The 14,657-nt window shown below is 29.6% G+C and carries 13 protein-coding genes; 11 read left to right on the top strand and 2 right to left on the bottom strand.

Features of this window, described 5'->3' with window-relative positions:
- Positions 1 to 198: 198 nt before the first annotated feature.
- Positions 199 to 978 carry a flagellar motor stator protein MotA gene (gene motA, locus CA_RS09570; protein ID WP_010965151.1) on the top strand — a complete coding sequence of 260 codons (780 nt, stop codon included), beginning with the start codon at positions 199 to 201 and terminating at the stop codon, positions 976 to 978.
- Between the two features lie 2 nt (positions 979 to 980).
- Complete coding sequence (locus CA_RS09565) at positions 981 to 1,745, top strand: OmpA/MotB family protein (RefSeq protein ID WP_010965150.1); 765 nt, start codon at positions 981 to 983, stop codon at positions 1,743 to 1,745.
- An 834-nt stretch (positions 1,746 to 2,579) separates the two neighbouring features.
- On the opposite strand, the gene CA_RS09555 is transcribed toward CA_RS09565, so the two are convergent.
- Positions 2,580 to 2,939, bottom strand: coding sequence for a helix-turn-helix domain-containing protein (locus tag CA_RS09555; protein WP_010965148.1), 360 nt, complete (start codon positions 2,937 to 2,939; stop codon positions 2,580 to 2,582).
- A gap of 240 nt (positions 2,940 to 3,179) precedes the next feature.
- On the opposite strand from CA_RS09555, the gene CA_RS09550 reads away from it, so the two are divergent.
- The 3 genes from CA_RS09550 (at position 3,180) to CA_RS09540 (ending at position 5,715) form a co-directional block, all read left to right on the top strand.
- The gene (locus tag CA_RS09550; RefSeq protein WP_010965147.1) at positions 3,180 to 3,557 is read left to right on the top strand and encodes a phage holin family protein; all 378 of its coding nucleotides are present in this window, start codon (positions 3,180 to 3,182) and stop codon (positions 3,555 to 3,557) included.
- A 154-nt stretch (positions 3,558 to 3,711) separates the two neighbouring features.
- Positions 3,712 to 4,782, top strand: coding sequence for a CotS family spore coat protein (locus CA_RS09545; protein ID WP_010965146.1), 1,071 nt, complete (start codon positions 3,712 to 3,714; stop codon positions 4,780 to 4,782).
- Between the two features lie 57 nt (positions 4,783 to 4,839).
- Complete coding sequence (locus CA_RS09540; protein WP_010965145.1) at positions 4,840 to 5,715, top strand: GNAT family N-acetyltransferase; 876 nt, start codon at positions 4,840 to 4,842, stop codon at positions 5,713 to 5,715.
- Positions 5,716 to 5,815: 100 nt separating this feature from the next.
- On the opposite strand, the gene CA_RS09535 is transcribed toward CA_RS09540, so the two are convergent.
- The gene (locus CA_RS09535; RefSeq protein WP_010965144.1) at positions 5,816 to 5,983 is read right to left on the bottom strand and encodes a hypothetical protein; all 168 of its coding nucleotides are present in this window, start codon (positions 5,981 to 5,983) and stop codon (positions 5,816 to 5,818) included.
- A gap of 177 nt (positions 5,984 to 6,160) precedes the next feature.
- Between CA_RS09535 and miaB the strand changes: the two genes are divergently transcribed.
- The 6 genes from miaB (at position 6,161) to CA_RS09505 (ending at position 14,635) form a co-directional block, all read left to right on the top strand.
- Positions 6,161 to 7,486, top strand: coding sequence for a tRNA (N6-isopentenyl adenosine(37)-C2)-methylthiotransferase MiaB (miaB, locus tag CA_RS09530; protein WP_010965143.1), 1,326 nt, complete (start codon positions 6,161 to 6,163; stop codon positions 7,484 to 7,486).
- A gap of 30 nt (positions 7,487 to 7,516) precedes the next feature.
- Positions 7,517 to 10,126 carry a DNA mismatch repair protein MutS gene (mutS, locus tag CA_RS09525; protein WP_010965142.1) on the top strand — a complete coding sequence of 870 codons (2,610 nt, stop codon included), beginning with the start codon at positions 7,517 to 7,519 and terminating at the stop codon, positions 10,124 to 10,126.
- Positions 10,127 to 10,144: 18 nt separating this feature from the next.
- A complete protein-coding gene (gene mutL, locus CA_RS09520; protein WP_010965141.1) occupies positions 10,145 to 12,013 on the top strand; it encodes a DNA mismatch repair endonuclease MutL in 1,869 nt (622 codons plus the stop codon).
- A gap of 23 nt (positions 12,014 to 12,036) precedes the next feature.
- On the top strand, positions 12,037 to 12,966 hold the full coding sequence (miaA, locus tag CA_RS09515) for a tRNA (adenosine(37)-N6)-dimethylallyltransferase MiaA (protein WP_010965140.1): 930 nt from the start codon (positions 12,037 to 12,039) through the stop codon (positions 12,964 to 12,966).
- Positions 12,967 to 13,026: 60 nt separating this feature from the next.
- Complete coding sequence (gene hfq / locus CA_RS09510; protein WP_010965139.1) at positions 13,027 to 13,272, top strand: RNA chaperone Hfq; 246 nt, start codon at positions 13,027 to 13,029, stop codon at positions 13,270 to 13,272.
- 82 nt (positions 13,273 to 13,354) lie between these two features.
- Positions 13,355 to 14,635 (top strand): methionine gamma-lyase family protein, encoded by a 1,281-nt coding sequence (locus CA_RS09505; RefSeq protein ID WP_010965138.1) that lies wholly within the window; start codon positions 13,355 to 13,357, stop codon positions 14,633 to 14,635.
- The last annotated feature ends 22 nt before the right edge of the window (positions 14,636 to 14,657 follow it).

Here is a 14,657-nt window from a genome sequence, read left to right as displayed (position 1 = left end):
ACAGAAACTGCCTTTTTTATTTTAGAAAAAATTTATATACACAGACATTATTGTGTAATGATATCCAATATGTAGTTTTTACCCCAATAGTTTTGTTGAAATATGTCGATAAAAGTCTTGTTGGCTACATACTCCATATGATATGATAAGCCTATATGAAATTATCGATTACTTTATGCTTAAAGGGGGATATACTGGATGGATATTTTTCTTGTAATAGGCATTATTACAGGACTTTTAGCTGTTGTTGTAGGAATGATTGTAAAAGGTGCAAATGTTGCTGTGCTTTTAAATCCAGCAGCTGCAATAATAATTATCGTAGGTACTTCTGCAGCTGTAATGAATTCATTTCCTAAAAATGAATTTACTAACATCCCAAAGGTTTTTAAATCTCTGATGAGAGGAAAATCAAAAGAGGATCCTGTTGAAATTATAAATCAAATTGTGGATATGGCTCAAGAAACTAGAAAGAATGGTCTTTTATCATTAGAAGGCAAAATTCACTCTATTGATAACGAATTTTTAAAAACTGGCTTAGAAATGGTTGTTGACGGCGTTGACCCTCAACATATAGCTGAAGTTTTAGAAATGGAAATTGAGAGTACGGAAGAAAGACATCGTGGAGGTGCTTTAATATTTACAACTGCAGGAGGTGCTGCGCCTACACTTGGAGTTTTGGGAGCCGTTGTTGGACTAATAGGTGCTCTTGGTAATTTAAACGATACTGAAAAACTTGGTCACATGATAGCAGGAGCCTTTGTTGCTACTCTATATGGAATCTTCTTCGGATATGTTATTTGTCATCCTTTTGCTTCTAGATTAAAAAGGAAATCGCTTGAAGAAATTAATGTAATGCGTATTATAACAGAAGGTATTTTAGATATCCAATCTGGAAATAATCCTAAAAGTATTGAGAAAAAATTAATTGGAACCTTATCTCCTAAACAAAGACAATCTATTCAAAGCAAAGGAGAATAACCATGAGTAAGAAGAAGAAAGAACATCATGAAGAACATGTTGATGAGACTTGGTTAATTCCATATGCAGATATGTTGACGCTTTTGCTAGCTCTTTTTATAGTTATGTTTGCTATGAGTAAGGTTGATAATAAAAAACTGCAGAAAATGAGCCAAGAATTTAGTGCTATCTTTTCTAGCGGTAAAGGTGTTTTGGTTGAAAGTGGTACTGGAAATGGTGTAGTCTCTTCAATGAAAGAGTCTACACCAAGTAATGCTCAATCAGAATCTAATAATAGTAAAATAGAACAAGATATGATGAATGAGATAAAGAAAAATATAGATCAAAAAGTTGCTGAAAATGGATATACTGATAAGATAAAATCAAAGATAACTGAAGAAGGATTGGCAATTTCTATACAAGATATTATCCTGTTTAGGTCTGGAGACTCTACTGTGTTAGCAAATATTCAGCCTATGCTCATAGAGATTTCTAAAATGATACATAGTCTAGATAACAATATTAAAGTTACGGGTCATACAGATAATATACCTATAGCAACAGAAACATTTCATTCGAATTGGGAATTAAGTGCTTCTAGAGCTTTAAATGTAATGAAATTTATGGTTACTAGTGGTGGTGTTGATGAAAAGAGATTTTCAATACAAGCATACGGAGAATATTCACCAGAGGAAACTAATAGTACTGAGCAAGGCAGAGCTAGAAATAGAAGAGTTGAGATATTTATACTGCGTAAATATTCTTTAACTTCAAATGGAAACAAATAATTTTTTTAAAGAATATCTTACTAGAATTTAGTTCTGATATTCTTTTTTTTTATGTATTTACAAAGAAAGGAGTACTCGTTTTAAAAAATGTAAAAAACAATATTTACATTTTATTTGTAAAGATGTACAATTATTATAAACACATCTCTAAGTGGATTTAAGATGTTTTTGGATTTTTTTATAAATAAGTGTAAAAGTGCACCATTACTGAAAACTGTTTGTATGATAGTTGCAAAAATTATAATATAACTAGATAAGTTTCATCGGTATAAGTAACAAATAAGTATATCTTAATTTGCATACAATCTTGTAAATTCATGTTTTAACATTTGTTATAATAATAAAAATATAATTATTTAAGCTTTTTATATAAATTAGTTAGAAACTTTAGGAATAGAGAGTGTTCCTCTTGTAATATTATAATAATGTAATAGTTTTCAGAGACGTTCTTTTAGCAAATTAATTAAAACTTAAAAATTACACTATTGAAAATTAACGTCCTAGATGTATAATAATGGTATGGATAGAAAAAAGTTCAATTGCAATAATAAAAAAGCACATTCTGATTATAAACTATATTCTAAAGTGAATTACATCCGCACTATCGTTTTATTTCTTTCTAGCGTCTGTTTTTGTTATAGTTTTATGCTATAAACATTTAATTTCACACATATGTGCTCTGAAAATATTGAATTTTATTTGTTGAAGAATTTTAAGTGTATTGGGAGTGTTACATATGAACGAAATTGACCAGATTATATTAGAATTATTGAAAATCCAAGATTCATTAACAAAAGGTAAGAAAGACTCTAGTGAAAAAAAGAAAAGAGAGAACTAAATCCTCTCTTTCATCTCAAGTTTTAATTTTATTTCCAATTCTAAAGACGCCCATATGAGTTTTTTGGCCTCATCGCTTATTTGTTCTTTTGTAATTTCCTTTTTTTTAATCAAAGAATTTATAAGCATATTCGTTGTTTCTAGTTCTGAAAGCTTTTTTATTTTTTTATGTCCTATAAGTTCTGAAATAGGTCTATTGAAATAGTTAGAAATTTTTTTTGCTGTTTCTGCACTCGGTGATCTTCCTTTTTCAAGGTGAGATAAAGTTCCTCTAGTTATATTTAATATTCTAGCATACTCTTCTTGTGTCATTCCCTTGTTAATTCGATCATTTTTTAGTAACTCCATTAACTCCATTGTTGCTATACCCCTTTCATCTATGCACATAATAGCACATTTGCGCATCCTATTCAAAATAATATTAATTCAAAAATCTTGAAAAAATGAGTATATTAAACTTATTCTCACTATATCACTATAAAACACATGTGTTTCGTTTGCGCTTATTTGCGCTATTAGGTATAATAGAATTGCAGATATAGTAACCATACATTAAATAAGAAGTAATACCTTGTAAGTAAATAGGAGGTGAAAGGAATGTTAGGTGTTATAGTTGCGTGCATGCAAGATATGTCCAGCTACATGTTTGGTCAGTGGGATACCCCTTTAATGGTTCTAATATTTTTTATGGTAATAGATTATTTAGGGGATATAGTAAATGCAGCCGTAGAAAAGAGTTTGGATTTCAAAAAAAGTTACATGGGTATTGCAAAAATAGTATCTGTATTAGTGGTTATTATAGTATCTGTTCTAATGGATAGACTTGTTAACAAAGGAACATGGTTTTTTAGAACATTTACATGTTATTTTTACGTAGCAAATGAAGGCATAAATATTTTAGAAAACTGCAGTAAATTAGGGCTTCCTATGCCGGAAAAACTTATGAAAACTTTAGAGGATCTAAAAAATAGATGACATGTAAATAAAATAGCATAGTTTTTTATTTGAATCGAAAGGGCGATACCATTTCGATTTTTTTTGCTGTTATACGAATAAGAGATTTTCTAGGTGATAAATTTTATTTGAGTATAATATATTTTATTATGTACATATTTTGGGAGGAGATATTATGAGTGAAACTGAGGATTCAATTGTAGGAATAAAAGATAAAGAGTTAAAAATGATAAGAAAAATTCTAAATAGATATGAAATGAAATTAGTTGATATAAAGAAAATAAGAAGCATATATAAGATTAAAACAGAAAACTCAACGGTTTGTTTAAAGAAGGTAAGCCATGAGTTTAAAAAAGTAGAAAATGGGAATTATTTAGTTAGGGAACTTAAAAAAAATAATTTTAACAATATAGCTGATTACATTTCAACTAAAGATGGTAAACTAATAGTCTTTTACAAGAACCTTGCATTCTATCTTACAGAATGGGTTGATGGTGAGGAATGTAATTTAAATGATATAAATGAAGCAATAAATGCTTCAAAGCTTTTGGCAAAATTTCACTTAGCAACTCAAAACATAAATTTTCATAAAATTAAACTTAAAAATAATAATTCGAAGAATTGGGTTGAGATTTTTGCAAAGTGCCTTCGTGATATGGAAAGCTTTAAAAGCATAATACAAAATAAAAGAATAAAGAATAAGTTTGATTTTATGTATGAAGATCTTATAGAAAGCTATTATAATAGGGGACTTTTTTCTATAAAAATACTTAATGAGTCTTCTTATTTTAAAATTATAAAAGGTTCTAATAACAAAAAAACTGTATGTCATAACAGCTTTTACTATCAGAATATAATTAAAGGCAAAAAGGACTACTATATAATACATTTAAACAGTATAATTATTGATTTACCTATAACAGATTTATGCAAAATGATAAGAACGTTAATGACTAAAAAAGAGTATATGTGGAATTTTGAAAAAGCAAAGCAAATAATACAAGCATATAATTCGGTGAATAAATTAAGCAAAGATGAAATGGAAGTAATGCTGGCATTAATAGCTTTTCCTCATAAGTTTTGGAAGTTAGGCAAAAAAAGGTATGTAAGGCATAAGAATTGGTCGGAAAATAAATATATAAATAAGCTCAATAAAATTGTTTTAAATAATAAATGTGAACAAAGTTTTATTGAAGAGTATATTAGTTATTTAGATGATATTAAAGAATTTACAAATTTTAATTGACATAAAAATTTATAAATTCTATACTTTAATTAATAATAAATATAATAAGAGGGTATTATGTTTACTTGTGAAAAATTAAATGATAAAAATTTAAGTTTATTTATACAATTTAATAAAAAAAGAAAGGGTTTTAATGTTTTAAATAAAGATTTTTTTGATGTTTATAATAAGACATCCATGATAAGAAAATTTTTTATAAGAAAGAATGTTAACATTTTGAAGTTTGATAGAGAATATGTAGGATATACTTGGCTAGAAAAGAAAAATAGGGATACTGTGGAGATAAAGTCCATGTATATTGAAAAGAAATATGGATTCAAGAAAGACATTTGTAGAACATTAACAAAATTTTTTAATACAGAATATAAATTTTTATATAAGTGTGAAAAAAACGAATACAATTATTTCGTGATGAAAAACCTAGGATTTAACGTGGTTAAGGGGAATATGGAACTTGAAAGGAAATTAGATAAGCTTGATTTAGTTAATAAACCAGAAGGAATAACTATTGAAAAATTTCAAAAGTCGCGTGATGAAAATATACGGTGTTATATTCAAAATAAAGTTTTTGATGCTGAAGGACGGATTCCTCTTTCTATTGATGATATATACTACGATGAAGCACAAGAGTATTATGTAGATGATGGAGCTTTTTTTATAAGCAAGGATGAGATTAAAATAGGATACGGTCAATTTATCTTTGAACATAATAATATAACAATAGTGAATTTTGGTATAGTTGAACAATATAGAGGAAATGGATATGGTAGATATTTTTTAAGTTATATATTGAATATACTTAAGAATAGAGGATGCAAAGTTGTATATATTAAGGTTGATATGAACAATGTTCCAGCTATAAATTTATATACAAGTATGGGGTTTGTAAAGGAAATTGAATATCTTAGGCTTGAAAAGGATGGGAATAAATAATAATAAATTTATTAAAAATGTAGGGTTTACAAGTAAAATGCAACTTATTTGTAAACCCTATAAGTGTATTAAGGGTTTATAAAGCTTTATAAAGGTTTTATTATTTAAAATTAACTATTCCTTCAGTTGGTACATGATATGATGTTGTATTAACTAATTTAATATTCCTGTGATTGTTGAAGTAACCTATATCACATATGCAGTTGCATCTAATCAAGTCTTTTTCAGCTTGTTTATCATTGTTTTCTAACAATTTAGCATCATACATATAAAAAACCCCCTTTAGTTTATTTCAGTATTATTATTTTCATTTTTATGATTAATTATTCAAAAACTTAAATTAAATTTTATATATTTTGATTTTATTGATAAATGTATGATATAATATTTAACTGACATTTTATAATTACAAATAATATACGTAAGCTTAAATCAGGAGGAAATTATGGATAAAAATAAACTATTTTTTATAGAAACATGGGGCTGCCAGATGAACGCAGAAGATTCTGAAAAGCTCGCAGGAATGCTTAAGGAAATGAAATATGAAGCAACAGACAATAGAGAGGATGCAGATCTTATAATATTTAATACATGCTGTGTTAGAGAAAATGCAGAGCTTAAGGTATATGGCAATTTAGGTACTCTTAAAAAGCTAAAGGATAAAAAGCCTAATCTTATAATAACTGTGTGTGGATGCATGATGCAGCAAAGGGATATGGCAGAGCATATAAAGAAAAGATTTCCTTTTGTGGATATAGTTATGGGAACTCACAATACTCAGATGTTTCCTCAATATTTAAAGAAGGTTGAAAATGAAAGGACTTCAGTAGTTGAAATATGGGATAAAGAAGAAGGCATCGTAGAAGGTATGCCTATATATAGAAGCTATGATATGAAGGCATTTGTAACCATTATGTATGGATGCAATAATTTCTGTACTTACTGTATAGTTCCATATGTAAGGGGAAGAGAAAGAAGTAGGAAACCTGAAGACATAGAAAATGAAATAAAAGAACTTGTTAAAAAGGGCTATAAAGAAATTACTCTTTTGGGCCAAAATGTTAACTCCTATGGAAAGAGTTTAGATGAAGAAATGAATTTTGCATTACTCTTAAGAAGACTTAATAATATAGAAGGACTTTTAAGAATAAGATTTATGACATCTCATCCTAAGGATTTAACTGATGATGTCATAGCGGCCATAGCTGATTGTGATAAGGTGTGTGAACATATTCATCTTCCAGTTCAATCAGGATCAACTACTATACTCAATAAAATGAACAGAAATTATACAAGAGAAGATTATATAAATCTTGTAAATAAAATAAAGAGTGGGATTAAAAATGTAGCTATAACTACAGATATTATAGTAGGGTTCCCAGGAGAAACAGAAGAAGATTTTGAAGATACACTAAGTCTTGTAAAAGAGGTAGAGTACGATTCAGCATTTACATTTTTATATTCTATAAGAGAGGGTACTCCTGCTGCTAAATACGAAAATCAAATTCCAGATGAGGTTAAGCACAAAAGATTTAACAAACTTCTTGAGGCTGTTAACCTAATAAGCGAAAAAAAGAACAAAGAATATGAAGGAAAAATTGTAGAGATTCTTGTTGAAGGAAAAAGCAAGAATGATGGTAGTAAATTGATGGGAAGAACAAGGACAGGAAAGCTTGTTAATTTTGAAGGGCTGGAGAGTTCTATAGGAAAACTTATAAATGTAAAAATAACAAAGGCCCAAGCTTTTTCTTTAGTTGGCGAAGAAGTTTAAATTTACTATAAGATTGAGGGATGATTAAAGATGAGCATATCTCCTATGATGCAACAGTATTTATCTATTAAGGAAAATCATAAAGATTGTATTTTGTTCTTTAGGGTAGGCGATTTTTATGAGATGTTTTTTGAGGATGCAGAAGTCGCATCTAGAGAACTGGAATTAGTTCTTACAGGTAAGGATTGTGGACTTGAAAAGAGGGCTCCTATGTGCGGAGTTCCTCATCATGCATATGCTATTTACGCTAGCAAACTTGTTTCAAAAGGATATAAGGTTGCAGTAGCGGAACAGCTAGAAGATCCTTCTTTGGCAAAAGGAATTGTAAAACGAGATGTTATAAAGGTACTTACACCTGGAACATATACAGATTCCTCTTTTCTTGAGGATACAAAGAATAACTATATAATGAGCTTGTTTATACATGACAAAGTTTCAGCTATGTGTTTTGCTGATATATCAACCGGAGAATTTAACTTAACAGAGACAGAATTAGATTTCGAAATCATACTGAATGAAATATCAAAATTTTCACCAAAAGAATTGGTTCTTCAGGAGAATTTAGATGATAAACTAGTAGATAAAATAAGAGAAAGATTTGATGTTGTTTATAACAGATTTAGTAACGAATATTTTAAAGAGCATAGAAATGAAAATTTAAAAGCTCAATTTTCTAATTATGCCGAAGTTAATATGACAGAAGGATTAAAAAGTTGTGCTAATGGTCTTATAAAATATATAATAGATACTCAAAAGACTGCATTAACTCATATAGATGAACTTCAAAAATATGAAATAGTGGACTTTTTAAGTATAGATATAAATTCAAGAAGAAATTTAGAGCTTACGGAGACGCTTAAAGATAAGAGCAAGAAGGGATCTTTGCTTTGGGTCCTTGATAAAACAAGTACGGCTATGGGTGGACGACAAATTAGAAAATGGATAGAAAGACCTTTGATAGATGATGAAAAAATAAATTTAAGACTTGATGCTGTTGAAGAAATGTTAACTAATGTATCATATAATGAAGATTTAAAGGAATTGTTAAAACAGGTATATGATATAGAAAGATTGGCAGGAAAAATATCAAGTAAAAGCGTTAATGCAAAAGAAATGATATCTTTAAGAGGTTCTATTGAAAAATTGCCAGCTATAAAAAAGCTTATTAAAAACTTTAATTCAGAGCTTCTAGTTAATATGGAAAATGCACTTGATGATTTAGGTGATATTTATAAATTGTTATATGAATCGATAAATGACAACCCCTCCTTATCTATAAAAGAAGGAAATATAATAAAAGAAGGATATAATAAGGATATAGATGAATTAAGACTTGCTAAATCTCATGGAAAGCAGTGGATAGCTTCACTTGAAAACACTGAAAGAGAGGTTACGGGAATAAAATCTCTTAAAGTAAGTTACAATAAAGTATTTGGATATTATATAGAGATTACTAAATCTAATTTGAATTTGGTTCCGGAAGGCAGATACATAAGAAAGCAAACACTTACTAATAGTGAAAGGTATATAACGCCAGAGCTTAAGGAAATGGAAGAAAAGATTCTTGGAGCTGAAGAGAAGCTAGTCCTTTTAGAATATAATGTTTTTTGTGAAATAAGAGAAAGAATAGAAAAAGAAATAGATAGAATAAAGGGAAGCGCTAAAATTCTATCAGAGCTTGATTGTATCTGCTCTTTTGCTGATGTAGCTAGGGAAAATAATTATTGTAAACCTGTAATAAAAAGGGATGGAACATTAGTTATAAAGGAAGGAAGACATCCTGTTGTAGAAAAAGTTATAGCTAGTGGAAATTTTGTAGCTAATGATACTGTGATAAATAATTCTGATAATGTAATGATGCTTATAACAGGTCCTAATATGGCTGGAAAGTCAACCTATATGCGCCAAGTTGGCCTTATAGTTCTCATGGCTCAAATAGGGTGCTTTGTACCGGCAAGTGCAGCTGAAATATCTATATGTGATAAGATTTTTACAAGAATAGGTGCATCAGATGATTTGAATGCAGGTAAAAGTACATTTATGGTTGAAATGTGGGAAGTATCTCACATACTTAAAAATGCAACTAAAAATAGCTTAATACTTTTAGATGAAGTAGGGCGAGGAACAAGTACTTATGATGGTCTTAGTATAGCTTGGTCAGTTATAGAGTACATATGTAAAAGTGAAAATTTAAAATGTAAGACACTCTTTGCAACCCATTATCATGAACTTACTAAGCTTGAAGGAGAAATAGAAGGACTTAAGAATTATTCTATTGCTGTAAAAAAGGTGAATGATGATATAATCTTCTTAAGGAAAATAATTTCAAAAGGTGCAGATGAATCTTATGGTATAGAAGTTGCTAAAATAGCAGGTCTTCCTGAAGAAGTCTTAGTGCGTGCAAGGGAAATACTTAAGGATTTAGAAGAAGCTAAGCCTAAGACAGCAGAAAATACTGAAGACAAAAAAACAAATATAGTTAAAGAAGAACCAAAAAAAGATTCATATCAGATTGATTTTAATTACCTTGAAAGAGAATCTATTTTAAAGGAACTTAAAGATACTGAGATAATGGATATGAATCCGATAGAATGTATGAATAAACTGTATGAATTTATAAAGCGTGCCAAAAAACTTTAAGAATAAGAAGGTGAGATTTTGAGAATAAATATTTTGAGTGAAGATACTTCTAATAAAATTGCCGCAGGAGAAGTGGTAGAGAGACCATTTTCTGTAGTTAAGGAATTAGTTGAGAATAGTATTGATGCAGGCGCTAAAACTATCAATATTGAAATAGAAAATGGCGGAAGAACTCTTATTAAGGTGTTGGATGATGGCTATGGTATAGATAAGGATGATATAGAAAAAGCTTTTATGCCTCATGCAACAAGTAAGATATCAAAGCTTCAGGATATATATTCTATAAATACCTTGGGATTTAGGGGGGAGGCTCTACCAAGTATTGCTTCCGTGTCAAAGACTACATTAAAGTCAAGAACTAAAGAGAACGAATTTGGAAGAGAAATATCAATAAGTGGTGGAAGTGTTGATTACATTAAGGACTGTGGAACTAACATAGGAACACATATAGAAGTACGTGATTTGTTTTACAATGTTCCAGCAAGAGAAAAATTTTTAAAATCTACAGCTAAAGAAGCATCTTCTATTTCTGATATTGTAAATCGATTAGCTTTAGCTCATAGTGAAATATCCTTTAGATTAATTAATAACGGTAAAAGGGTTATCACAACATATGCTACTGATAATTTAATAGACACCATAAGAGCTATATATGGTAAAAAGATATGTGATAATGTCATAAGCTTTGAACGTCATACAGATTTAGTATCTGTTCATGGATATGTGGGAAATGCAGAAATAAGTCGTGGAAGCAGAAATAATCAAAGTATATTTATAAATAAACGATATATAAAGAATAAACTCATAACTGCAGCAGTTGAAAACGCTGTTAAATCGTTTATGATGATAAATAAGTTTCCTTTTTTTATAATATTTTTAGATATATTTCCCGAATTTGTAGATGTAAATGTACATCCTACAAAATCAGAAGTTAAATTTCAAAATGAAAGGGATATATTTAAAATTATTTTTGATACCGTACATGAAGGCATTAGAAACAGCTTAAAGGAATCTTTCAAGGTTGAAGCTCTAAAAGAAGAAGAAGATAAATTGTTTGATATTAAGGAAGACGTTATTACAAAAAATGAGATTAAACATGATGATAAAATAGATGGTTATATAAAAAAAGACTCATTTCCGGTACCTGTACAAATTCCAATAGATTTAAAACGTCCTATTGAAAATTATGATAACAGTACAAAAGAAAATAAGGATAGAAGTTTTGACGATTTTAGAGAGAAGGATATAATAAAAGAAACTTCCCAAGAAAAAGAAACCTATGATATAATTACTAATAAGAAAGCAAAATTTCCTGAGCTTAGGGTCATAGGTCAATTCAATAATACTTATATTTTAGCGGAAAGCTTTGAGGAATTATATATAATAGACCAACATGCAGCTCATGAGAAGATATTATTTGAGAAATATAGGGAAGATATAAAAAATAAAGGTGTGTCCTCTCAAATTTTAATTACACCTTCTGTAGTGGAATTACTCCCTGAAGATTTTATTTATTATGACGAAAATAAAGAAGTATTTAAAAATGCTGGATTTGTTATTGAGTATTTTGGTGATAATACTGTTGCTATTAAAGAGGTTCCTTTGTTTTTAGGTAAGCCACTTGTTAAGGATTTATTTTTAGAAATAATAGATAATCTAAAGAACATGGGAAGTGGAGAAACGTCAGAGGTAAAATACAGAAGCATTGCAACAGCAGCTTGTAAATCAGCTGTGAAAGCATATCATGAGCTTACACATGATGAAATGAAAACTCTAATACAGGATTTAAGATTTGCTGAAGACCCGTTTAACTGCCCTCATGGGCGGCCAACAATTGTAAGATTAACTGTAACTGATTTTGAAAAGAAGTTTAAGAGAATTCAATAAAGTCAATCGAGGATGAATTTAGTATGAAAGATATACTTATTATAGCAGGACCTACAGCTGTGGGGAAAACAGATATATCCATAAAAATAGCACAAAAGATGAATGGAGAAATAATATCTGCCGATTCAATGCAAATATACAAGTACATGGATATAGGATCAGCAAAAGTAACAAAAGAAGAAATGAAGGGAATAAAACATCATTTAATAGATGTGGTAGATCCTTCAGAAGAATTTAGCGTTGCAAGCTTTAAAAAGATGGCGCAAAATGCAATAGATGATATAACTTCCAGAAAAAAATATCCTATTATAGTTGGAGGTACAGGATTATATATAAATTCTCTAATCTGTAATTATGATTTCACTGGGGCTTATAAGGATGAAGCCTACAGAGAATCTCTTCAAGCTATTGCTAAGGATAAGGGAAAAGAGTATCTTCATGAAAAGCTCAAAAATATAGATATAGATTCGTATAAAAAACTATATCCTAACGATTTAAAAAGGGTAATAAGAGCTCTTGAAGTTTATAAAATAACTGGAAAAACTATAAGTGAGCTAAATAGTAATGTAGATTTGTACGATATACCATATAACATACATTATTTTATATTAAATATGGATAGGCAAAAGTTATATGAAAGAATAAATTTGAGAGTAGACATAATGTTAAGAAATGGTCTTGTTGATGAAGTTATAAAATTAAGGGATATGGGCTATAATTCAAATATGCAATCCATGAAGGGAATAGGGTATAAGGAAATTCTTTCTTATCTTGAAGGCTGCATTACTTTGGAAGAAGCTGTAGAACTTATTAAAAAGGGCAGTAGACACTATGCAAAAAGACAGCTTACTTGGTTTAGAAAAGATGAAAGAGCGGTATGGATAAATAAGGACATATATAAAAATGATGATGATATAGTTTTTAAAATTCTATCTTCTATAGAAGAAATTTAAAAGGATTTTAAAGTTTTTTATAGAATATTAACTATGTAAAATAAACGGAGGGTGAGTATCATGAATAACAAGTCAACAAATAATTTGCAGGATATATTTTTAAATAGTGCGAGAAAGAATAAGATACCTGTTGCAATTCATTTGACAAATGGATTTCAGATGAGAGGTAGTGTTAAGGGATTTGATAGTTTTACGGTAATACTTGAAAGTGATGGAAAACAGATGATGATATATAAACATGCTGTATCCACCATAACTCCTTTAAGACCGATACTATTTAACCAGCCTCAGCAGGATGAAGAATAAATTATAAGAAAAGTAGGCAAGTTTTTTTATTGCCTCTTTTTTGAGTGTGTAATTAAATAAACTCAGGAGGATTACAAGATTTATGCTAGAATTTACTAAAAGATCACTTATGAATAAGTATAATATAAATGAAAGAGTATTAGAGTTATATGAAAGAGCATTAAATGATGTTGAAAAGGAATTTAAGTACTATGATGAAATTAGAGAGTATAATCAGTTAAAGGTGCTTAAGGCTTTTCAAGAAGAAAGAATAAGTGAATCTCATTTTACTAATTCAAGTGGCTACGGATATAATGATATAGGAAGAGATTCACTTGATAGGGTATATGCAAATATATTTAATACAGAAAGTGCATTTGTAAGGCCACATTTCGTTAATGGAACACATGCAATAGGTGCAGCCTTATTTGGAAATTTACGTCCCAATGATACTATGATGTCTATTTGCGGGATGCCTTATGATACTCTTCATGACATAATTGGAATGGATGATAGTAAAAAAGTAGGATCGCTTAGAGAATATGGTGTTAAATACAAAATGGTTGATTTAAAAGATGGTAAGGTTGATATAAATACTGTTAAAGAAGAACTTAAAAAGGATGACAGTATAAAGTTAATTCATATTCAGCGTTCTACAGGATACGGATGGAGAAAGTCTCTAAGAATAGCTGAAATCGCTGAAATAATTAAATCAATAAGAGAAGTTAATGAAAATGTAATAGTATTTGTTGATAACTGTTACGGTGAGTTTGTTGAAGAAAAAGAACCTACAGATGTTGGTGCTGATATAATTGCAGGTTCATTAATTAAAAATATCGGAGGCGGAATAGCCACAACAGGGGGCTACATAGCAGGAAAGGAAGAGTATGTAACTCAAGCTACCTTTAGGGTTACAGTTCCTGGAATAGGAGGAGAGTGCGGCTCTACTTTCGGAGTAATGAGAAGTTTATATGAAGGACTTTTTATGGCTCCACATGTTACAATTGAGGCAGTTAAGGGTGCGGTTTTTTGCGCTAGAATAATGGAGCTCGCAGGTTTTGATGTTCTTCCTAAATATAATGATAAAAGGACAGATATTATACAGGCTATTAAATTCAATGACGAGAAGAAGCTTATCGATTTCATAAAAGGAATTCAAACAGCATCTCCAGTAGATTCTTTTGTGCAATGTGAAGCTTGGGATATGCCAGGCTACGAAGATAAGGTTATAATGGCAGCTGGTACATTTGTACAAGGAGCCTCTATAGAATTGTCTGCAGATGCACCTATAAGAGAACCGTACATAGGATATCTTCAAGGCGGTCTTACTTTTGATCATGCTAAACTTGGAGTACTTATAGCTCTTTCTAAATTAATAATGTAAAAAAATAAGCTGCTTTAGTTTG

The sequence above is a fragment of the Clostridium acetobutylicum ATCC 824 genome (assembly GCF_000008765.1).
Lineage (GTDB): Bacteria > Bacillota > Clostridia > Clostridiales > Clostridiaceae > Clostridium_S > Clostridium_S acetobutylicum.
Note: the sequence above shows the minus strand (reverse complement) of the source record. Positions and strands in the feature narration are given on the sequence as shown.

Coding starts and splice junctions, on each gene's coding strand:
- motA (WP_010965151.1), top strand. CDS start 199: ATGGATATTTTTCTTGTAATAGGCATTATTACAGGACTTTTAGCTGTT.
- CA_RS09565 (WP_010965150.1), top strand. CDS start 981: ATGAGTAAGAAGAAGAAAGAACATCATGAAGAACATGTTGATGAGACT.
- CA_RS09555 (WP_010965148.1), bottom strand. CDS start 2,939: ATGGAGTTAATGGAGTTACTAAAAAATGATCGAATTAACAAGGGAATG.
- CA_RS09550 (WP_010965147.1), top strand. CDS start 3,180: ATGTTAGGTGTTATAGTTGCGTGCATGCAAGATATGTCCAGCTACATG.
- CA_RS09545 (WP_010965146.1), top strand. CDS start 3,712: ATGAGTGAAACTGAGGATTCAATTGTAGGAATAAAAGATAAAGAGTTA.
- CA_RS09540 (WP_010965145.1), top strand. CDS start 4,840: ATGTTTACTTGTGAAAAATTAAATGATAAAAATTTAAGTTTATTTATA.
- CA_RS09535 (WP_010965144.1), bottom strand. CDS start 5,983: ATGTATGATGCTAAATTGTTAGAAAACAATGATAAACAAGCTGAAAAA.
- miaB (WP_010965143.1), top strand. CDS start 6,161: ATGGATAAAAATAAACTATTTTTTATAGAAACATGGGGCTGCCAGATG.
- mutS (WP_010965142.1), top strand. CDS start 7,517: ATGAGCATATCTCCTATGATGCAACAGTATTTATCTATTAAGGAAAAT.
- miaA (WP_010965140.1), top strand. CDS start 12,037: ATGAAAGATATACTTATTATAGCAGGACCTACAGCTGTGGGGAAAACA.
- hfq (WP_010965139.1), top strand. CDS start 13,027: ATGAATAACAAGTCAACAAATAATTTGCAGGATATATTTTTAAATAGT.
- CA_RS09505 (WP_010965138.1), top strand. CDS start 13,355: ATGCTAGAATTTACTAAAAGATCACTTATGAATAAGTATAATATAAAT.